Origin of the sequence: Escherichia sp. MOD1-EC6475, from assembly GCF_003046645.1 — a bacterium.
Classification (GTDB): domain Bacteria; phylum Pseudomonadota; class Gammaproteobacteria; order Enterobacterales; family Enterobacteriaceae; genus Escherichia; species Escherichia ruysiae.
The window spans coordinates 1-19,865 of record NZ_PZKQ01000078.1 but is presented as its reverse complement, the minus strand read 5'-3'; the positions used below and the strand labels follow the sequence as shown (position 1 = coordinate 19,865).

Genomic DNA, 19,865 nt, shown 5'->3' with positions numbered 1-19,865 from the left:
GGGCCAACATAACATGTTGGCCCGTTTTCATTTTATATTAAGCCGCGATTTCAGGCGTACTTTCTTCTTCAATTTTTAACCGCCAGCCAGCCACGCCTTCCCAGTATTCTTGTTCCTTTTCCAGATCAAGCAATACCAGCGCGTTCTGGCTAAACCAGTCATGCGGAAAACGCAAGGTCCAGTGGCTGTCATCGGTAATCAGCGTTAATGTTGGCGGCGTGGTAGTCGCCTGACGTTGATTGTTGAGCAATACGCCAAGGCGCAATAGCTGAATCAGTGGCAGGAACTGTTTCTTCTTAAACAAGGTAAAGCGCGGCAGATCGTCGAGTTTAATCGCTTTACGGTGATAGCGTACCAGTGTCGCCATCATCAGCTGCTGCTCCTGATTAAATCCCGGTAAGTCGCTGTTTTGTAAAATATATGCAGAATGTCGATGCAGACCACTATGGTTGATATTCAACCCGACTTCATGCAGCATAGCGGCCCATCGCAGCAATGCTTCGAGCTGTGGATGCGCCAGTTTCGGTTGCTGTTCCCGCCACTGTTCGTACATCTGCATGGTGGTATCCAGCACCCGTCGGGCCTGTTCACTGTCGATGTGATACTGGTTAGCCAGACTACTGGCGGTGCGGCTACGCACATCCTGATGGCGGAAACGTCCTTCCATTTCATACAGCACGCCTTCGCGTAACGCCCCGTCAGAAAGGCGCAGTTCACGGATGGCTAAGGCATCAAACACACCGCATAAAATCGCCAGTCCTGGAACGAAGACAGTTTTCCTCTCTTCGGAAAGACCCGGTAAACTCAGTGATGCGAAATTACGGTGTCGTAAAACTTCTTTTACCAGTTTTTCCAGACGTTCCGGGGTAATTATCCCGTCTTTCTCGCCCATTTCCATCAACACTTCATGAGCAGCTTTAATGGTGCCGGAAGCGCCCATTGCCACATTCCAGCCCTGGATACGGAATTGCCAGGTTAAGGTTTCCAGTTTTTGCGCTGCCGCCATGCGTGCGCGCTGAAAATTCTCTTTATTGATGATGCCGCCCTGGAAATAAAGCTGGGCAAAGCTGACGCAACCCATCCGGCGACTTTCCACGAGAATCGGTTCGAAATTTTCACCAATCACCAGTTCTGTTGAGCCGCCACCAATATCAATAACCAGTTTGCGGCCCTTTTCCGGCTGGGTATGCTCCACGCCCATAAAAATCAGACGCGCTTCTTCGTTGCCGGAAATAATTTCAATCGGGTAGGGAATAACCTTTTCTGCTCGCTTCAGAAAGTCAGTGGCATTCAGCGCCTGACGTAGCGTATGGGTTCCGACAATACAGACGCTGGAAGGAGAAAACCCCTGCAGGCGTTCGGCAAACAGCGACAGGCAGTTTAAGCCACGCGTCATCGCTTCTTCACTCAACATATTATCTGGCCCCAGACCATCTGCCAGATGCACCCGTTGTTTCAGGCGGCCAATAATCTGCATTGCGCCATCCACCACACGGGCAATGACCATGTGGAAACTGTTTGAACCAAGATCGACCGCAGCGAACTCCTGCGGACGAGGGGATTTGTCGTGTATTGGCATAGGGTTATTCAGATTGTTCGAGTGATTTGATGTAGTCGTAGATCGCCAATTGCGCCCGTACTTTGCGGCGGTTACCACGGGGGACGTAGCGATTACTGAGTTCTTTATCGATATAACGCGCTTTGACTGTATCGCTGAACAGAATTTCGATGATGTCCAGCACCCGCTGCTTCAGTCGGGGATCGAGTAGCGGTGTAGCCACTTCAATACGATAATCAATATTGCGTGTCATCCAGTCGGCGGAAGAAAGGTAAACTTTTTTATCGCCGCCGTTTTCAAAAATATAAACCCGATCATGTTCAAGGTAACGATCGACAATACTAATAGCACGAATATTGTCGCTAATACCTTCCAGATTGGGGATCAGCGAACACATTCCGCGTACCAGTAGATTCACCGGCACGCCGGAACTGGAGGCCGCATACAGTCGATCGACCAGACCTTTATCGACCAGGTTATTCAGTTTCAGGGTAATACCGCAAGGCAGCCCTTGTTGAGCGTTGGCTATCTCACGGTCCACCATTTCATACAGCAAACGACGGGAGTTTTGCGGCGACACCATTAAATAATCGAAAGTTACCGGACGGTATGGATTTTCAATAAAGTTGAACACCCGGCGTACTTCGTTGGTGATGCGCGCATCGGCGGTCAGCAGCGAGTAGTCGGTATAAAGACGCGCGGTTTTTTCATTAAAGTTCCCGGTTCCGATATGCGCGTAACGCACAACCTCACCGTTTTCTTTACGCGAAATCAGGAACAATTTGGCGTGAATTTTCAGCCCCGGCGCAGAGAAAATCACGTGTACGCCCGCTTCAGTCAGCCGTTTTGCCCAGTGAATGTTGGCTTCTTCGTCGAAACGCGCCTGTAACTCAACCACCACGGTGACTTTCTTACCGTTGTGAGCGGCGTGGATCATCGAGTCGATGATGCGCGAATCTTTCGCTACGCGGTAAATATTAATTTTAATCGCCAGTACGCTTGGGTCGAACGAGGCCTGGCGTAGCAGTTCCAGCACATGTTCAAAAGTGTGATAAGGGTAATAGAGCAGCACATCGTGTTCGCGAATGGCATCAAAACCGTTACGGAACTGGGCTTTATCAAACCAAATGTGGCGTAAACGCGGCAGTGGTTTATTCACCAGATTGGCTTTGCCAACATTGGGGAAATTAATAAAGTCTTTAAAATTATGATAACGGCCACCGGGTACGATGGAGTCGTAGCGGGAAATAGTCAGTTTTTCGCGCAACACCTCAACTAGCGCACTGGGCATATCGCGCTGATAAACAAAACGCACCGGTTCTGCGGTTAAACGCTGCTTCAGACTGGAAGACATCAGCTCCATCAGGCTGGCTTCCATCTCGTGCACTAAATCGTATTCGGCATCGCGGGTCATCTTCATTGAATAGGCATTCAGCGCGTCATAATCAAAGAAGCCTTTGAAAATATCATCAAGGCAGTAACGCAGAATGTTATCCAGAAGAATCATGGGTTTGCGTCGGCGCGGTGCTTCCGGCGGCAAATTAACAAAGCGCGGCACTTTATCTGAGGGGATCTCCAGCAGCGCATAACGAATGGTATCACCACGGATAATTTCTACCGCCAGATAGGTGTAATCATCTTTCAGAAATTGCACTAAGTCAGTGTCAGGGTTGATTAAAATCGGCGTAATGTGCTGACGCAGATACTGCTTAAAATAATGACGCAGCCAGTTTTGTTGATTGACGGAGAGCTGGCGTTCATTAATCAGGAAAATCTGGTTGCGCGCCATCTCCAGCAACAGTTCGTTGTAGAGGCCGTCGAATTCCTGATCGGCTTTCAGCACGCGGGACTGAATTTTACCCAGCAAATGACGGGAATGAGAATTGGAACCTTGTTCTTCGCTAATAATGATGCGTCGCTTCAGTTCAGCGAAGCGGACTTTATAGAACTCATCAAGGTTATTGGAATAGATCCCCAGGAAACGCATCCTTTCAATCAGCGGGTTAGATTTGTCCGCCGCTTCCTGAAGCACGCGTTCATTGAACGATAACCAACTGAGCTCTTTTTCGATGTATAGCTTTTCCTGACCCATTACCACTTTTACTCCGTTTTATTCACGGGACACTGCCTGGATATTATGGCGAGCAATATTGGCAGATGTCCAACTATGCCAGAAAAGGGAGAAAAAAACTGCTGGAGCCTGCAATTTACAGGTGAATTGAAAAACGCCAACGGCAGGGCTGGCGCTTTAACTACGAGGGAATTACTCGTCGGCAGCGTAGCCCTGCGGCGGCAGACGCTGACCATCCAGCCACGCGGCGTTTTCGTGCATCTTCAGACGACCATCGGCAAACCAGCTAATCACCAGCGGATAAATGGCGTGCTCCTGGGTTTGTACGCGGGCGGTGATGTCATCTTCCGTATCACCGGCAAATACCGGGACTTTCGCCTGTAAAATAACCGGACCACCGTCCAGTTCATCGGTGACGAAATGCACCGATGTACCGTGTTCCTCATCGCCATTTTCCAGCGCCTGCCGATGGGTGTGCAAACCGGGATATTTTGGCAGCAGGGAAGGGTGAATGTTCAGCAAACGCCCGGCATAATGGGAGACAAACGCCGGGCTGAGAATGCGCATAAAACCGGCCAGTACAACCACGTCGGGAGCGTACATATCGATTTCGTGAATCAACTCCCGGTCATAGGCTTCACGACTGTCAAACGCGCTGGCGATGAGCGTATGCGTTGCAATACCGGCTTTGCGGGCGCGTTCAAGGCCGAACGCGTCGGCCTTATTGCTGAAAACTGCCCGTAGGGTGCCTTTAATTTTGTTGGTTTTGCAGGCGTCAATAATTGCCTGCAAATTACTTCCGTTGCCGGAAATAAGCACCACAATATTCATTATTCGATAACCACGCGTTGTTCGGAATCAGAGGCTTTGATGATACCGATTTTCCACGCGTTTTCACCGTTGGCATTAAGCAGAGTGAGAGCTTTGTCCACTTCCGGAGCAGGCAGGGCGATAATCATCCCGACGCCGCAGTTGAAGGTGCGATACATTTCATGGCGCTCGACATTACCTGCCCTTTGCAGCCAGTTGAACACTTCCGGCCACTGCCAGGAGGATTCATCAATCACTGCCTGGGTGTTTTCCGGCAATACGCGCGGAATGTTTTCCCAGAAGCCGCCGCCGGTCAGGTGCGCAATAGCGTGCACGTCGACCTTTTCGATCAACTCCAGTACTGACTTCACGTAAATACGGGTCGGTGCCAACAGATGATCGGCTAATGGTTTGCCGTCGAGTTCGGTGGTTTGTGGATCACAACCGCTGACTTCGAGAATTTTGCGCACCAGCGAATAGCCGTTCGAGTGCGGGCCGCTGGAGCCGAGCGCAATCAGCACATCACCGTCGCTAACTTTAGAACCATCGATGATTTCTGATTTTTCTACCACGCCAACGCAGAAACCAGCAACGTCATAATCTTCACCGTGATACATCCCCGGCATTTCTGCCGTTTCGCCCCCCACCAGCGAACAGCCCGATTGCAGACAACCTTCGGCGATGCCGCTGATCACTGATGCAGCAGTATCAACATCCAGCTTTCCGGTTGCGTAATAGTCGAGGAAAAACAGCGGTTCAGCGCCTTGCACCACCAGATCATTAACGCACATGGCGACCAGATCGATACCAATGGTGTCGTGACGTTTTAAGTCCATCGCCAGACGCAGTTTAGTGCCCACGCCGTCAGTGCCGGAAACCAGCACGGGTTCGCGATATTTTTGCGGCAACGCACACAGCGCACCGAAGCCGCCCAGACCGCCCATCACTTCCGGGCGACGCGTTTTCTTCACTACGCCTTTGATTCTTCCAACCAGAGCATTACCCGCGTCAATATCAACACCGGCATCTTTGTAGCTAAGAGAGGTTTTATCGGTCACTGCTTGGGTCCCCACGCGTTACTTGCGGTAGAAAAATAAAAATTCGGCGCAATTCTAACAGGGAAAGCAAACGTTTGCGAGACTGCTTTACACAACCTTTTTTAACCTCTTTTTACCGAGAGAGTGACAAAAAAAGGTGTACATAGAGGGGATGAATGATTTTTTTCCAGGATAATTATCGTTATTAACTGTTTGATTATGAAATAACTTTATCTAAAATTTTTATGGTTTTGACTAAAATCAACGAAAATAATATTGCCGCCTTAAAGAAAGGAGGTATAATCCGTCGATTTTTTTTGTGGCTGCCCCTCAAAGGAGAAAGAGTATGAAGATCGTGGAAGTCAAACACCCACTCGTCAAACACAAGCTGGGACTGATGCGTGAGCAAGATATCAGCACCAAGCGCTTTCGCGAACTCGCTTCCGAAGTGGGTAGCCTGCTGACTTACGAAGCGACCGCTGACCTCGAAACTGAAAAAGTAACCATCGAGGGCTGGAATGGCCCGGTGGAAATCGACCAGATTAAAGGTAAGAAAATTACCGTGGTGCCAATTCTGCGCGCCGGTCTGGGGATGATGGACGGCGTGCTGGAAAACGTTCCGAGCGCGCGCATCAGCGTAGTCGGTATGTACCGTAATGAAGAAACGCTGGAACCAGTACCGTACTTCCAGAAACTGGTTTCTAACATCGATGAGCGTATGGCGCTGATCGTTGACCCAATGCTGGCAACTGGTGGTTCCGTTATCGCGACCATCGACCTGCTGAAAAAAGCGGGCTGCAGCAGCATTAAAGTGCTGGTGCTGGTGGCTGCGCCAGAAGGTATCGCTGCGCTGGAAAAAGCGCACCCGGACGTCGAGCTGTATACCGCATCAATTGACCAGGGATTGAACGAGCACGGATACATTATTCCGGGGCTTGGCGATGCCGGTGACAAAATCTTTGGTACAAAATAAAGAATAAAAATAATTAAAGCCGACTTTAAGAGTCGGCTTTTTTTTGAGTAAAGCGCCTATAACACATAATACAGAGGAATATACTATGACGCGCCGTGCTATCGGGGTGAGTGAAAGACCGCCACTTTTACAGACAATCCCGCTTAGTTTGCAACATTTGTTCGCCATGTTTGGTGCAACCGTCCTGGTGCCCGTCTTATTTCATATTAACCCGGCGACCGTACTGTTATTTAACGGTATCGGGACGCTGCTGTATCTCTTCATCTGTAAAGGTAAAATCCCGGCTTATCTCGGCTCCAGCTTTGCCTTTATTTCACCGGTATTGTTACTGTTGCCGTTGGGTTATGAAGTCGCATTGGGCGGCTTTATTATGTGTGGCGTGCTGTTCTGTCTGGTCTCTTTCATCGTGAAGAAAGCGGGAACTGGCTGGCTGGACGTGTTGTTTCCACCTGCGGCAATGGGCGCAATCGTTGCCGTCATTGGTCTGGAGCTGGCGGGCGTAGCTGCTGGTATGGCCGGTTTACTCCCGGCTGAAGGGCAAACGCCAGATTCCAAAACCATCATCATTTCTATTACCACGCTGGCGGTCACGGTTTTAGGTTCCGTGCTGTTCCGTGGTTTCCTGGCCATTATCCCGATTTTAATTGGCGTGCTGGTGGGGTACGCGCTCTCTTTCGCAATGGGAATTGTCGATACCACGCCGATTATTAATGCTCACTGGTTTGCTCTGCCAACTCTCTATACGCCGCGCTTCGAGTGGTTCGCCATTCTGACTATTCTGCCAGCGGCGTTAGTGGTTATTGCCGAACATGTAGGGCACCTGGTAGTAACGGCTAACATTGTCAAAAAAGATCTGCTGCGCGATCCGGGTCTGCACCGTTCGATGTTTGCTAACGGCCTGTCGACCGTGATCTCCGGCTTCTTTGGTTCCACGCCAAACACCACCTACGGGGAAAACATTGGCGTTATGGCGATCACTCGCGTTTACAGTACCTGGGTTATCGGCGGCGCGGCGATTCTCGCTATCCTGCTTTCCTGTGTAGGTAAACTGGCTGCCGCTATCCAGATGATCCCACTGCCAGTAATGGGCGGTGTTTCGCTGCTGCTTTACGGTGTCATCGGTGCTTCCGGTATTCGTGTGTTGATCGAATCGAAAGTGGATTACAACAAAGCACAGAATCTGATCCTGACTTCCGTGATTTTGATCATCGGCGTCAGTGGCGCGAAGGTAAACATTGGCGCGGCAGAGCTGAAAGGCATGGCGCTGGCGACTATCGTCGGTATCGGCTTAAGTCTGATCTTCAAACTGATTAGCGTGCTGCGCCCTGAAGAAGTGGTGCTGGACGCAGAAGACGCGGATATAACAGACAAATAATGTACTGACCGGGCAGTGTTGCTGCCCGGTTCAAACATCATGGGATTCTGTGGTAAACTTCTCGCGATTTTGTGAAATCCTGGTTGAGGTATCTCTGAACACACCGGCACAGCTCTCTTTGCCACTTTATCTTCCTGACGACGAAACCTTCGCAAGTTTCTGGCCGGGGGATAACTCCTCTCTACTGGCCGCGCTGCAAAACGTGCTGCGTCAGGAACATAGCGGTTACATCTATCTCTGGGCACGCGAAGGCGCGGGGCGCAGCCATCTGCTGCATGCGGCTTGCGCGGAATTGTCGCAGCGTGGCGATGCGGTGGGCTATGTCCCGCTGGATAAACGCACCTGGTTTGTACCTGAAGTGCTCGACGGTATGGAGCATTTGTCGCTGGTTTGCATCGACAACATTGAGTGTATTGCCGGCGATGAGTTGTGGGAGATGGCGATTTTCGATCTCTACAATCGAATTCTGGAGTCGGGTAAAACACGGTTGTTGATCACTGGCGATCGTCCACCGCGTCAGTTGAATCTGGGATTACCGGATCTCGCGTCGCGTCTTGACTGGGGGCAGATCTACAAATTGCAGCCACTTTCTGATGAAGATAAGTTGCAGGCGCTACAGTTACGCGCGCGTTTGCGTGGTTTTGAACTGCCGGAAGATGTGGGACGCTTCTTGCTGAAGCGGCTCGACAGAGAGATGCGCACGCTATTTATGACACTGGATCAGCTCGATCATGCGTCTATTACCGCACAGCGTAAGCTGACCATTCCGTTTGTGAAAGAGATTCTGAAGCTGTAGGTAAGGTGTTTATTATCGGATGCGGCGCGAACGCCTTATCCGATCTATGCGAAGCGCGTCCAATGCAATCACAGGCCGGACAAGACGCGGCAAGCGTCGCATCCGGCAATGTGCCTTAACTAGCGATGGGGCACATCTTAACCCACGATTTCCAGCACTTGTTCCGGTGGACGTCCAATGCGCGCTTTGCCATTGGCGACCACAATCGGGCGCTCCATCAGCTTCGGATTATCCACCATCGCCTGAATCAGCGCCTCTTCGCTAAGCGAACTGTCAGCCAGGTTCAGCTCTTTATAAAGCTCCTCTTTCTGGCGCATCAATTCACGGGTGCTATTCATCCCCAGCATTTTCAGCAAATCGCGCAGCGTTGCCGCATCGGCGGGTGTCTCAAGATAGAGCACCACTTCTGGCTCCACGCCGTTTTCTTTCAGCAGGTTCAGCGTTTCACGGCTCTTTGAACAGCGTGGGTTATGGTAGATTTTTACCTGTTTGGTCATTGTTCTTCCTTTAATGCAAATTACATCTTGGTATAAGGCTTAAAGCGTTCCTGCAACTGGCGCAACTGGTCGATGCGCGCATCGTAACGCGCTTGTTGCAGGCTGCCTAATTTCACCTGCGAACTGGCGCTACTCAACAAGGAAATGGCCTGATCGAGTCGCCCTGCGAGTGCATAACCTTCTGCTCGCGCTGCCAATTCCTGATCGCGGTTATTTAGCGCGGCTTCTGCCTGTGCCAGCAAATCCCAGCCATTGCTGTCATCTTTATTATTAAAAGTGTAGCGATTCAGAATATTAGCCGCTTCCTGTGGCTGCCCACCTTGCAGATAAGCGTTTGCCAGGTTGAGCTGCAACACCGGATTGGTGCGTAAATCACGGGCATTTTTCAGGCGATTGATCGCATCATTGGCTTTGTTTTGCCCAAGGTCGATATCGGTAGCCAGATCGAGATACCACGCGTTGCCGGGTTCTGCCGCCAGTAACGGTTGCAGCGTTTTCCGTGCCTCGTCGTATTTATTGGCTTCCATCGCCTGTAAAGCACGACCATATTGCGCCGCCCGTTGCTGACGAACGTTACCTTTCGCCCATTCATCCAGCAAATCACTGGTGAGCTGGTTACGTCCGGAATTGTACATCCCCAGTGTGCGCGCTTTTGCCAGATAGAAATCTTCCGACGACTGCACCACCATCGGGCGCATCTGATTAGCACGGTTGCGGGCATCTGCCAGGCGGCTCTCCGGTAACGGGTGAGTCAGCAGAATTTCCGGCGGACGCGAAGAGTAGCGCGCCTGATCGAGCAGTTTTTCGAGGAAGGTCGGCATCGCCTGCGGATCGAACCCCGAGCGTTGCAGCACCTGAATACCAATACGGTCTGCTTCCTGTTCATTTTGCTGGGTGAAGCTGATCATCCCCTGGCGCGTTCCCGCCAGCGTACCGGTCAGCGCCGCCATCCCCGCCTGCGGGCTGGCCATTGCCAGTAAAATAGAACCTAACGCCCCGACCCAGGTAAGCGGCGCGCTGCGTTGCTGATCTTCCATCGCTCGCGCCAGGTGACGTTGGGTGACGTGGGAGATTTCGTGCGCCATGACCGAAGCCAGTTGACTTTCGTTATCGGAATAACGGAACAAGGCAGAGTGCAGCACCACGTTGCCGCCAAAGAAAGCAAAGGCGTTGATTTCGTCGTTATTGATCAGAAAGAAATGGAACGGCGTCTTAACGGAGTTTGCATGTGAAACCAGGCGCATCCCCAGCGAATTAATATATTGCGTTAATAGCGGGTCATTAATTAACGGCGCGCTGCCGCGTAGCTGGCGAACATAATAGTCGCCCATCTGCATTTCCTGACCAATGGAAAGCGTGCTTCCTGCGGAGGTTCCCATATCCGGCAAAGTGTCTGCGCTATCGGCAAACGCCGGGGCTACCTGACCGATGGTCATAGCAGCAATGAGGGTTGCAACCAGGTTTTTTTTCAACTGCCTGAACATAACCTCTGTCCTGTATTTCTGGAGATAGTCATTTGACCGATACTGTGAAATATCGTTCCCACCGCGCCGCCTTTGAGTGTAGCGACGAAGATTAGCCCACTCAAATGACTTTTCAGTTTCCTGAATCCGTCATAAAAAGCGAAGTCTTTTTTGTGACATTTCGATACAATTGCGGATCGCAATCCCGCTCTTGAGGTTCAGGGAAGGTCTTTATGCTCGAAATGTTGATGCAATGGTATCGCCGCCGTTTTAGCGACCCGGAAGCGATTGCCTTGCTGGTTATTTTAGTTGCCGGATTTGGCATTATCTTTTTCTTTAGTGGCCTGCTCGCACCGTTGCTGGTGGCTATTGTGCTGGCCTATTTGCTGGAATGGCCAACCGTGCGCCTGCAATCTATTGGCTGTTCCCGCCGTTGGGCGACGTCGATTGTATTGGTGGTTTTCGTGGGTATTTTGCTGCTGATGGCGTTCGTGGTACTGCCTATCGCCTGGCAGCAGGGCATCTATTTAATCCGCGATATGCCGGGGATGCTCAATAAACTGTCTGATTTTGCCGCCACGTTGCCGCGCCGTTATCCGGCGTTAATGGATGCGGGCATTATTGATGCGATGGCCGACAATATGCGCAGTCGGATGCTCACCATGGGCGATTCGGTGGTGAAAATCTCTCTCGCCTCGCTGGTGGGCCTGCTGACCATTGCCGTCTATCTGGTGCTGGTGCCGCTGATGGTCTTTTTCCTTCTGAAAGATAAAGAGCAAATGTTGAATGCTGTCCGTCGGGTGCTTCCGCGTAACCGTGGGCTGGCAGGCCAGGTCTGGAAGGAGATGAATCAGCAAATCACCAACTACATCCGTGGCAAGGTGCTGGAGATGATTGTGGTGGGGATCGCCACCTGGCTGGGGTTCTTGCTTTTCGGACTGAACTATTCGCTGCTGCTGGCGGTGCTGGTCGGCTTCTCAGTGCTTATTCCGTACATTGGCGCATTTGTGGTGACTATTCCGGTGGTCGGCGTGGCACTATTCCAGTTTGGTGCTGGCACTGAATTCTGGAGCTGTTTCGCGGTATATCTGATTATCCAGGCGCTGGATGGCAACCTGTTAGTACCGGTGTTGTTCTCCGAAGCGGTTAACCTGCATCCGCTGGTGATTATTTTATCGGTGGTGATCTTCGGTGGGTTGTGGGGATTCTGGGGCGTGTTCTTTGCCATTCCTCTGGCTACGCTAATTAAAGCGGTAATCCATGCCTGGCCCGATGGCCAAATCGCGCAAGATTAACCTTCATTCCGCTACATCGCCGGATGTGAGGTGTGCTGGCCGCAAGCGCAGCCAGCACGGAATGGAGCAAAGTAATCAGGCGTGTTCTTTCAGCCAGTTAATCACTACGTCGTGGTGATTGCTGGTTTTGAAATCGTCAAATACATGTTCGATTTTTCCGTCAGCATCGATCAAGAAGCTGATGCGGTGAATACCATCGTAAGTTTTGCCCATGAAGGACTTCTCTCCCCAGACGCCGAATTGTTCGCACACCTGGTGGTTCTCATCAGACAGAAGCGTAAAGTTGAGCAGCTCTTTTTCCGCAAAACGGAAGAGTTTTTCGGGTTTATCGGTGCTAATACCCAGTACATCAACACCGGCTTTTTTCAACTCATCCATGTTATCGCGTAAGCCACAAGCTTGTACGGTACAGCCGGGGGTCATGGCTTTCGGGTAGAAATAAACCAGAACACGCTGTCCCTGGAAGTCGGTCAAATTAACTTGTTCTCCGTCTTGATCCGGCAAGCTAAATTTCGGTGCGATGTCACCGGCTTTCAGTGGATTCATTACTTAACTCCATCCTGTTCATCATGTTGGGAATAATTGACGACGCTAATACTGCCTTGCGCATTGAGTTCTGTACATAGTGCTTTGAAGGCTTGTTCAATATTTGCTGAGTCCGCAGACGCCGGGCTGTGGGCGGTTATCTGAATATGTAGTTGCGCAGCTCGTTCATTTTCAGCAGGTTGCGTGCGAGACACTAGCTCCGCAATGTTCATATGGTGCGCGTCAAAAAGTGCGGTAAAGCGTTCAATTAAATGCGGTGAATCTGCCACATCGATCTGAACCCAGACAGATGCGGGCATCGGCGGACGCGGACGAGCCGTCGTGCGCTTCATCACGATTAAAAGATCCAGTTCGGCACCTTTCAACGGTAACGTTGATTCGATCAAGGTGATTGCGTTCCATGAACCGGAAAGCAGCATGATAAAGGTGAACTCTTCTCCCAGCATCGCCAGGCGACTGTCTTCAATATTACAGCCGCAACTACTGACATGACGGGTGATAGTGTTCACAATTCCTGGGCGATCGGCACCCAGCGCAGTGATCACCAGATAATGTTGCGATGACAGTGTCAAACCGGTTATTCCTTCAAGGGGGAGAGTAGCTCTTAAGGAAAGCATAAAAAAAACATGCATACAACAATCAGAACGGTTCTGTCTGCTTGCTTTTAATGCCATACCAAACGTACCATTGAGACACTTGTTTGCACAGAGGATGGCCCATGTTCACGGGAAGTATTGTCGCGATTGTTACTCCGATGGATGAAAAAGGTAATGTCTGTCGGGCTAGCTTAAAAAAACTGATTGATTATCATGTCGCCAGCGGTACTTCGGCGATTGTTTCTGTTGGCACCACTGGTGAGTCCGCTACCCTGAATCATGACGAACATGTTGATGTGGTGATGATGACCCTGGAGCTGGCTGATGGGCGTATTCCGGTAATTGCCGGAACTGGCGCTAACGCTACTGCGGAAGCCATTAGCCTGACACAGCGTTTCAATGACAGTGGCATTGTTGGCTGCCTGACGGTGACCCCTTATTACAACCGCCCGTCGCAGGAAGGTCTGTATCAGCATTTCAAAGCCATCGCTGAACATACTGACCTGCCGCAAATCCTGTATAATGTGCCGTCCCGTACTGGCTGCGATCTGCTACCAGAAACGGTGGGCCGTCTGGCGAAAGTAAAAAATATTATCGGAATCAAAGAGGCAACAGGGAACTTAACGCGTGTTAACCAGATCAAAGAGCTGGTTTCAGACGATTTTGTTCTGCTGAGCGGCGATGATGCGAGCACGCTGGACTTCATGCAGTTAGGTGGTCATGGCGTTATTTCCGTTACGGCTAACGTCGCAGCGCGTGATATGGCTCAGATGTGCAAACTGGCGGCAGAAGGGCATTTTGCCGAGGCACGCGTTATTAACCAGCGTCTGATGCCATTACACAACAAACTATTTGTCGAACCCAATCCAATCCCGGTGAAATGGGCATGTAAGGAACTGGGTCTTGTGGCGACCGATACGCTGCGCCTGCCAATGACTCCAATCACCGACAGTGGTCGTGAGACGGTCAGAGCGGCGCTTAAGTATGCCGGTTTGCTGTAAAGTTTAGGGAGATTTGATGGCTTACTCTGTTCAAAAGTCGCGCCTGGCAAAGGTTGCGGGTGTATCGCTTGTTCTGTTACTCGCAGCCTGTAGTTCTGACTCACGCTATAAGCGTCAGGTGAGTGGTGATGAAGCCTATCTGGAAGCGGCACCGCTTGCGGAGCTTCATGCCCCGGCAGGAATGATTTTGCCGGTGACCTCCGGTGATTATGCAATACCGGTGACCAACGGTAGCGGTGCTGTCGGTAAGGCGCTGGACATTCGTCCACCTGCCCAGCCGTTGGCGCTGATTTCCGGCGCACGTACCCAGTTTACGGGCGACACCGCCTCGCTGCTGGTAGAAAATGGTCGTGGCAATACTTTGTGGCCGCAGGTTGTTAGCGTGTTGCAGGCGAAAAACTACACCATTACCCAACGCGATGATGCTGGTCAGACGCTGACTACCGATTGGGTGCAATGGAACCGTCTTGACGAAGACGAGCAGTATCGCGGTCGTTATCAAATCTCTGTTAAACCGCAGGGTTATCAGCAGGCGGTAACGGTGAAACTGCTGAACCTGGAGCAGGCGGGCAAACCGGTTGCAGACGCGGCTTCCATGCAGCGTTACAGCACGGAGATGATGAACGTCATTTCTGCCGGTCTGGATAAATCCGTGACCGACGCGGCTAATGCGGCGCAAAACCGTGCTTCCACCACCATGGACGTACAAAGTGCTGCTGATGACACAGGCTTACCAATGCTGGTCGTTCGCGGGCCGTTCAACGTGGTTTGGCAACGTCTGCCAGCGGCGCTGGAAAAAGTGGGCATGAAAGTGACCGATAGCACCCGTTCGCAGGGCAGTATGGCCGTGACCTATAAGCCGTTGTCTGACAACGACTGGCAGGAACTGGGCGCGAGCGATCCAGGTCTTGCATCCGGTGACTATAAACTGCAGGTCGGTGATTTAGATAACCGCAGCAGCTTGCAGTTCATCGATCCGAAAGGTCATACGCTGACTCAAAGCCAAAACGACGCACTGGTATCTGTCTTCCAGGCAGCGTTTAGCAAGTAAAAATACAGGGCTGGAGTAATCCGGCCCTTTTTTCTGATATGATACGCAAACGTGTGCGTCGGCAGAAAAACGCGATTTTAGCGTTAATTCGCACGAAATTTGTTTGTCGGACACAGGTCGGATAAGGCGTTCGCGCCGCATTCGGCAAAACATCCGGCACACCAGACAGCAAAAGATTTTAAAACGTTAATTCACACCCAGGAGTGATAAAGATGCAAAAGCAAGCTGAGTTGTATCGTGGTAAAGCGAAAACCGTATACAGCACGGAGAACCCGGATCTGTTGGTGCTCGAATTCCGCAATGATACGTCAGCAGGTGATGGCGCGCGCATTGAGCAGTTTGATCGCAAAGGTATGGTGAACAACAAGTTCAACTACTTCATTATGAGCAAACTGGCTGAAGCGGGTATCCCGACTCAAATGGAGCGTCTGCTCTCCGATACCGAATGTCTGGTGAAAAAGCTGGATATGGTGCCGGTCGAGTGTGTCGTACGTAACCGTGCTGCTGGCTCTCTGGTGAAACGTCTTGGAATTGAAGAAGGTATTGAGCTGAACCCGCCGCTGTTCGATCTGTTCCTGAAAAACGACGCCATGCATGACCCGATGGTTAACGAATCTTATTGCGAAACTTTTGGCTGGGTAAGCAAAGAGAATCTGGCGCGTATGAAAGAGCTGACTTACAAAGCGAACGACGTGCTGAAAAAACTGTTCGATGATGCCGGTCTGATTCTGGTCGACTTCAAGCTGGAGTTTGGTCTGTACAAAGGCGAAGTCGTGCTGGGCGATGAGTTCTCCCCGGACGGTAGCCGCCTGTGGGACAAAGAAACGCTGGAGAAAATGGACAAAGACCGTTTCCGCCAGAGTCTCGGTGGCCTGATTGAAGCCTATGAAGCCGTCGCCCGCCGCCTGGGTGTACAGCTGGACTGATTTTTCTGTTCATCATCTTGCCGTGCTGCTGGCACGGCAAGATGACCGCTCTTGTAAGACGTGAATTGAACGCTCATTCCTCCATCATTTCCTCCCGTTTTTCTGTGGTAATCTTCCTCTGAAGCACCTACGATCATCACTATAATGAATATATTGTTGAGGTATCTATGCGCTGGCAAGGGCGTCGTGAAAGTGACAATGTTGAAGACAGGCGAAACAGCTCTGGTGGTCCGTCAATGGGCGGTCCCGGTTTCCGTCTGCCAAGCGGTAAAGGTGGGCTGATTTTACTGGTAGTGGTGCTGGTCGCTGGCTACTATGGTGTTGATTTAACTGGGTTGATGACCGGACAGCCGATTTCCCAACAGCAATCAACGCGCTCAATTAGCCCAAATGAAGACGAAGCGGCAAAATTCACCTCGGTAATTCTGGCAACCACGGAAGACACCTGGGGGCAGCAATTCGAGAAAATGGGTAAGACTTATCAGCAACCGAAGCTGGTGATGTATCGCGGAATGACGCGCACCGGTTGCGGCGCCGGACAGTCCATTATGGGGCCGTTCTATTGCCCGGCGGATGGTACGGTCTATATCGATCTCTCTTTCTATGATGACATGAAAGACAAACTGGGTGCGGATGGTGATTTCGCTCAGGGATACGTTATCGCCCATGAAGTCGGTCATCATGTGCAGAAACTGTTAGGCATTGAGCCGAAAGTTCGTCAATTGCAACAAAACGCGACGCAGGCGGAAGTGAACCGCTTGTCTGTGCGTATGGAACTCCAGGCTGATTGCTTTGCCGGTGTCTGGGGGCACAGTATGCAGCAACAAGGCGTTCTGGAAACTGGCGATCTGGAAGAGGCGCTGAATGCGGCGCAAGCCATCGGCGATGACCGCTTACAGCAGCAAAGTCAGGGGCGGGTAGTGCCGGACAGCTTTACTCATGGTACATCTCAACAACGCTATAGCTGGTTTAAACGTGGTTTCGACAGCGGCGATCCGGCACAATGCAATACTTTCGGTAAAAGCATTTAACTTTCGGGGCAGGGATGGCTGAACTGACCGCGCTACACACATTAACAGCGCAAATGAAACGCGAAGGGATTCGCCGCCTGTTGGTGTTGAGCGGGGATGCGTGCTGGTGTTGTGAACATGCGCTCAAATTGCGTGACGCATTACCTGGCGACTGGCTGTGGGTATCGCCGCAGCCAACTTCTGAAAACCACTGTACGCCAGCGGCGCTACAAACTTTACTTGGGCGCGAGTTCCAGCATTCGGTATTCGATGCCCGCCAGGGCTTTGATGCCGCAGCCTTTGCGGCGCTTGGTGGAACGCTGAAAGCGGGCAGTTGGCTGGTTTTGTTACTTCCTGTATGGGAAGAATGGGAAAACCATCCCGATGCTGATTCGCTGCGCTGGAGTGATTGCGCCAGTCCCATCGCTACACCGCATTTTGTCCAGCATCTCAAACGTGTACTTGCGGCAGATGACGACGCTATTCTCTGGCGACAAGACCAGCCACTAATGTTGGCGGATTTTGTTCCCCGTTCTGACTGGCAATCCGCTACCGGCGCACCGCAACCGAAACAACAACAGATACTACAGCAGCTTCTGACTATGCCACCGGGCGTGGCAGCGGTAACTGCTGCGCGCGGACGCGGTAAGTCGGCGCTGGCAGGGCAACTCATTTCCCGTATTGCGGGCAGAGCGATAGTCACTGCGCCTGCGAGAGCCGCAACGGATGTGCTGGCCCAGTTTGCCGGAGATAAGTTTCGTTTTGTTGCGCCGGATGCATTGCTGTTCAGTGAAGAAAAAGCCGACTGGCTGGTCATCGATGAAGCTGCTGCAATACCCGCCCCACTATTACATCAACTGGTATCACGCTTTCCGCGTACTTTGTTAACCACTACGGTGCAGGGCTATGAAGGCACCGGACGTGGCTTTTTGCTGAAATTTTGCGCCCGCTTCCCGCATTTGCAGCGTTTTGAATTGCAACAGCCGATCCGTTGGGCACAGGGATGCCCGCTGGAAAAAGTGGTTAGCGAGGCACTGGTTTTTGACGATGAAACCTTCACGCGCGTACCCCAAGGCAACATCGTCATTTCTGCATTTGAACAGACTTTATGGCGAAGCGAGCCAGAAACGCCGTTAAAGGTTTACCAGTTATTATCTGGTGCGCACTACCGGACTTCACCGCTGGATTTACGACGGATGATGGACGCGCCGGGGCAACATTTTTTACAGGCAGCAGGCGAAAACGAGATTGCCGGGGCGCTGTGGCTGGTGGATGAAGGGGGATTATCTGAAGAACTGAGTCAGGCGGTCTGGGCAGGTTTTCGTCGCCCGCGTGGCAACCTGGTAGCTCAGTCGCTGGCGGCACACGGCAGCAATCCACTGGCGGCGACGTTACGCGGGCGGCGTGTCAGCCGCATTGCAGTCCATCCGGCGCGTCAGCGGGAAGGCACAGGGCAGCAACTTATTGCTGACGCAGTGCAATACATGCATAGCCTCGACTATCTTTCAGTGAGTTTTGGCTACACCGAGGAATTATGGCGTTTCTGGCAACGCTGCGGTTTTGTGCTGGTACGGATGGGCAATCATCGCGAAGCCAGCAGCGGCTGTTATACGGCGATGGCGCTGTTACCAATGAGCGAAGCGGGTAAACAACTGGCACAACGTGAGCATTATCGTTTACGCCGCGACGTGCAAATTCTCATGCAGTGGAATGGTGAAAGCATCCCGGTTGATCCGTTAAACGACATCATGCTTTCTGATGATGACTGGCTTGAACTGACCGGTTTTGCTTTCGCTCATCGCCCCCTTTTAACGTCGTTAGGTTGTTTAACACGCCTGCTGCAAACCAGTGAACTGGCATTACCGGCGCTGCGCGGACGTTTACAGAAAAACGCCAGCGACGCGCAGTTATGTACCACACTTAAACTTTCAGGCCGTAAGGCATTGCTGGTTCGCCAACGCGAAGAAGCCGCGCAGGCGCTATTCGCACTTGATGATGTCCGCACTGAACGCCTGCGCAATTGCATAACACAATGGCAATTTTTTCACTGACTCCTTCAATTTTATCCCATGGTCATTGTGAGTCAGCGGCGTAAAATTAATGACATCAGTTAAGGAGTTCGCCATGAAACATGACCATTTTGTTGTTCAAAGCCCGGATAAACCTGCCCAACAGTTGTTACTGCTTTTCCACGGTGTCGGGGATAATCCGGTGGCAATGGGGGAAATCGGTAGCTGGTTTGCACCGTTGTTTCCAGATGCGCTGGTGGTAAGTGTCGGTGGTGCTGAGCCGAGCGGTAATCCGGCGGGGCGTCAATGGTTTTCGGTGCAGGGCGTAACGGAAGAGAATCGCCAGGCGCGGGTGGATGCCATCATGCCGACGTTTATTGAGACGGTACGCTACTGGCAGAAACAGAGCGGAGTAGGGGCTAACGCTACGGCGCTGATCGGTTTCTCACAAGGCGCGATTATGGCGCTGGAGAGCATTAAAGCCGAACCGGGTCTTGCCTCACGCGTCATCGCCTTTAACGGACGCTATGCCAGCCTGCCGGAAACAGCTTCTACTGCTACAACAATTCACCTGATCCACGGTGGTGAAGATCCGGTTATCGATCTGGCTCATGCGGTCGCGGCACAGGAAGCGTTAATTAACGCCGGTGGAGATGTGACGCTGGATATCGTGGAGGATTTAGGTCATGCGATCGATAATCGCAGTATGCAATTTGCCCTGGATCACTTGCGTTATACCATTCCGAAACATTACTTCGACGAAGCGTTAAGCGGCGGTAAGCCCGGCGATGATGATGTGATTGAAATGATGTAAAAGACAGGTGTCGGATGCGTAGGCCGATGTGATGGAC

Annotated in this window: 18 protein-coding genes; 10 read left to right on the top strand and 8 right to left on the bottom strand. The window is 51.6% G+C overall.

Annotated elements, in window-relative coordinates; translation table 11 throughout:
- Positions 1–37: 37 nt before the first annotated feature.
- From ppx to purM, 4 genes are all read right to left on the bottom strand, one after another.
- Positions 38–1,579 (bottom strand): exopolyphosphatase, encoded by a 1,542-nt coding sequence (gene ppx / locus A7589_RS20945; RefSeq protein ID WP_001121373.1) that lies wholly within the window; start codon positions 1,577–1,579, stop codon positions 38–40.
- 4 nt (positions 1,580–1,583) lie between these two features.
- Positions 1,584–3,650, bottom strand: coding sequence for a polyphosphate kinase 1 (gene ppk1 / locus A7589_RS20940; protein WP_010344570.1), 2,067 nt, complete (start codon positions 3,648–3,650; stop codon positions 1,584–1,586).
- 171 nt (positions 3,651–3,821) lie between these two features.
- Positions 3,822–4,460 carry a phosphoribosylglycinamide formyltransferase gene (gene purN / locus A7589_RS20935; RefSeq protein WP_001028604.1) on the bottom strand — a complete coding sequence of 213 codons (639 nt, stop codon included), beginning with the start codon at positions 4,458–4,460 and terminating at the stop codon, positions 3,822–3,824.
- Complete coding sequence (purM, locus tag A7589_RS20930) at positions 4,460–5,497, bottom strand: phosphoribosylformylglycinamidine cyclo-ligase (RefSeq protein ID WP_010349865.1); 1,038 nt, start codon at positions 5,495–5,497, stop codon at positions 4,460–4,462. Before purM ends, purN begins: the two co-directional genes overlap by 1 nt.
- A 325-nt stretch (positions 5,498–5,822) precedes the next feature.
- Between purM and upp the strand changes: the two genes are divergently transcribed.
- From upp to A7589_RS20915, 3 genes are all read left to right on the top strand, one after another.
- Positions 5,823–6,449 (top strand): uracil phosphoribosyltransferase, encoded by a 627-nt coding sequence (gene upp / locus A7589_RS20925; protein WP_001295473.1) that lies wholly within the window; start codon positions 5,823–5,825, stop codon positions 6,447–6,449.
- A gap of 85 nt (positions 6,450–6,534) precedes the next feature.
- Positions 6,535–7,824: a uracil permease gene (uraA, locus tag A7589_RS20920; RefSeq protein ID WP_010354882.1), complete on the top strand. Its 1,290-nt coding sequence runs from the start codon at positions 6,535–6,537 to the stop codon at positions 7,822–7,824.
- A gap of 94 nt (positions 7,825–7,918) precedes the next feature.
- On the top strand, positions 7,919–8,620 hold the full coding sequence (locus tag A7589_RS20915; RefSeq protein ID WP_071599018.1) for a DnaA inactivator Hda: 702 nt from the start codon (positions 7,919–7,921) through the stop codon (positions 8,618–8,620).
- A 137-nt stretch (positions 8,621–8,757) separates the two neighbouring features.
- On the opposite strand, the gene arsC is transcribed toward A7589_RS20915, so the two are convergent.
- Entirely contained in the window at positions 8,758–9,117 is a 360-nt protein-coding gene (arsC, locus tag A7589_RS20910; protein ID WP_000166462.1) for an arsenate reductase (glutaredoxin), read from the bottom strand.
- Positions 9,118–9,137: 20 nt separating this feature from the next.
- Positions 9,138–10,601 (bottom strand): beta-barrel assembly-enhancing protease, encoded by a 1,464-nt coding sequence (bepA, locus tag A7589_RS20905; RefSeq protein WP_000489665.1) that lies wholly within the window; start codon positions 10,599–10,601, stop codon positions 9,138–9,140.
- Positions 10,602–10,813: 212 nt separating this feature from the next.
- On the opposite strand from bepA, the gene A7589_RS20895 reads away from it, so the two are divergent.
- The gene (locus A7589_RS20895) at positions 10,814–11,875 is read left to right on the top strand and encodes an AI-2E family transporter (protein ID WP_000892038.1); all 1,062 of its coding nucleotides are present in this window, start codon (positions 10,814–10,816) and stop codon (positions 11,873–11,875) included.
- Between the two features lie 75 nt (positions 11,876–11,950).
- Here A7589_RS20895 and bcp read toward each other — a convergent pair whose 3' ends face one another.
- Together bcp and A7589_RS20885 are read right to left on the bottom strand one after the other, a co-directional pair.
- The gene (bcp, locus tag A7589_RS20890; protein WP_001068679.1) at positions 11,951–12,421 is read right to left on the bottom strand and encodes a thioredoxin-dependent thiol peroxidase; all 471 of its coding nucleotides are present in this window, start codon (positions 12,419–12,421) and stop codon (positions 11,951–11,953) included.
- Entirely contained in the window at positions 12,421–12,993 is a 573-nt protein-coding gene (locus A7589_RS20885; protein ID WP_000176182.1) for a glycine cleavage system transcriptional repressor, read from the bottom strand. Before A7589_RS20885 ends, bcp begins: the two co-directional genes overlap by 1 nt.
- A 146-nt stretch (positions 12,994–13,139) precedes the next feature.
- Between A7589_RS20885 and dapA the strand changes: the two genes are divergently transcribed.
- From dapA to ypfH, 6 genes are all read left to right on the top strand, one after another.
- Complete coding sequence (gene dapA, locus A7589_RS20880) at positions 13,140–14,018, top strand: 4-hydroxy-tetrahydrodipicolinate synthase (RefSeq protein WP_010349870.1); 879 nt, start codon at positions 13,140–13,142, stop codon at positions 14,016–14,018.
- Positions 14,019–14,034: 16 nt separating this feature from the next.
- The gene (gene bamC / locus A7589_RS20875; RefSeq protein WP_010349872.1) at positions 14,035–15,069 is read left to right on the top strand and encodes an outer membrane protein assembly factor BamC; all 1,035 of its coding nucleotides are present in this window, start codon (positions 14,035–14,037) and stop codon (positions 15,067–15,069) included.
- Between the two features lie 212 nt (positions 15,070–15,281).
- On the top strand, positions 15,282–15,995 hold the full coding sequence (gene purC, locus A7589_RS20870) for a phosphoribosylaminoimidazolesuccinocarboxamide synthase (protein ID WP_001295467.1): 714 nt from the start codon (positions 15,282–15,284) through the stop codon (positions 15,993–15,995).
- A gap of 167 nt (positions 15,996–16,162) precedes the next feature.
- The gene (gene ypfJ / locus A7589_RS20865; protein ID WP_001267512.1) at positions 16,163–17,026 is read left to right on the top strand and encodes a KPN_02809 family neutral zinc metallopeptidase; all 864 of its coding nucleotides are present in this window, start codon (positions 16,163–16,165) and stop codon (positions 17,024–17,026) included.
- Between the two features lie 14 nt (positions 17,027–17,040).
- Complete coding sequence (tmcA, locus tag A7589_RS20860; protein WP_000829306.1) at positions 17,041–19,056, top strand: tRNA cytosine(34) acetyltransferase TmcA; 2,016 nt, start codon at positions 17,041–17,043, stop codon at positions 19,054–19,056.
- Positions 19,057–19,129: 73 nt separating this feature from the next.
- Positions 19,130–19,828: an esterase gene (ypfH, locus tag A7589_RS20855; protein WP_000679838.1), complete on the top strand. Its 699-nt coding sequence runs from the start codon at positions 19,130–19,132 to the stop codon at positions 19,826–19,828.
- Positions 19,829–19,865 lie beyond the last annotated feature (37 nt).

Bases quoted from the DNA above. Each gene is read 5' to 3' on its own strand.
- ppk1 (WP_010344570.1), bottom strand. From the start codon at position 3,650: ATGGGTCAGGAAAAGCTATACATCGAAAAAGAGCTCAGTTGGTTATCG.
- ypfH (WP_000679838.1), top strand. From the start codon at position 19,130: ATGAAACATGACCATTTTGTTGTTCAAAGCCCGGATAAACCTGCCCAA.
- tmcA (WP_000829306.1), top strand. From the start codon at position 17,041: ATGGCTGAACTGACCGCGCTACACACATTAACAGCGCAAATGAAACGC.
- purN (WP_001028604.1), bottom strand. From the start codon at position 4,460: ATGAATATTGTGGTGCTTATTTCCGGCAACGGAAGTAATTTGCAGGCA.
- bamC (WP_010349872.1), top strand. From the start codon at position 14,035: ATGGCTTACTCTGTTCAAAAGTCGCGCCTGGCAAAGGTTGCGGGTGTA.
- bcp (WP_001068679.1), bottom strand. From the start codon at position 12,421: ATGAATCCACTGAAAGCCGGTGACATCGCACCGAAATTTAGCTTGCCG.
- ppx (WP_001121373.1), bottom strand. From the start codon at position 1,579: ATGCCAATACACGACAAATCCCCTCGTCCGCAGGAGTTCGCTGCGGTC.
- arsC (WP_000166462.1), bottom strand. From the start codon at position 9,117: ATGACCAAACAGGTAAAAATCTACCATAACCCACGCTGTTCAAAGAGC.
- A7589_RS20895 (WP_000892038.1), top strand. From the start codon at position 10,814: ATGCTCGAAATGTTGATGCAATGGTATCGCCGCCGTTTTAGCGACCCG.
- upp (WP_001295473.1), top strand. From the start codon at position 5,823: ATGAAGATCGTGGAAGTCAAACACCCACTCGTCAAACACAAGCTGGGA.
- purC (WP_001295467.1), top strand. From the start codon at position 15,282: ATGCAAAAGCAAGCTGAGTTGTATCGTGGTAAAGCGAAAACCGTATAC.
- dapA (WP_010349870.1), top strand. From the start codon at position 13,140: ATGTTCACGGGAAGTATTGTCGCGATTGTTACTCCGATGGATGAAAAA.
- uraA (WP_010354882.1), top strand. From the start codon at position 6,535: ATGACGCGCCGTGCTATCGGGGTGAGTGAAAGACCGCCACTTTTACAG.
- bepA (WP_000489665.1), bottom strand. From the start codon at position 10,601: ATGTTCAGGCAGTTGAAAAAAAACCTGGTTGCAACCCTCATTGCTGCT.
- ypfJ (WP_001267512.1), top strand. From the start codon at position 16,163: ATGCGCTGGCAAGGGCGTCGTGAAAGTGACAATGTTGAAGACAGGCGA.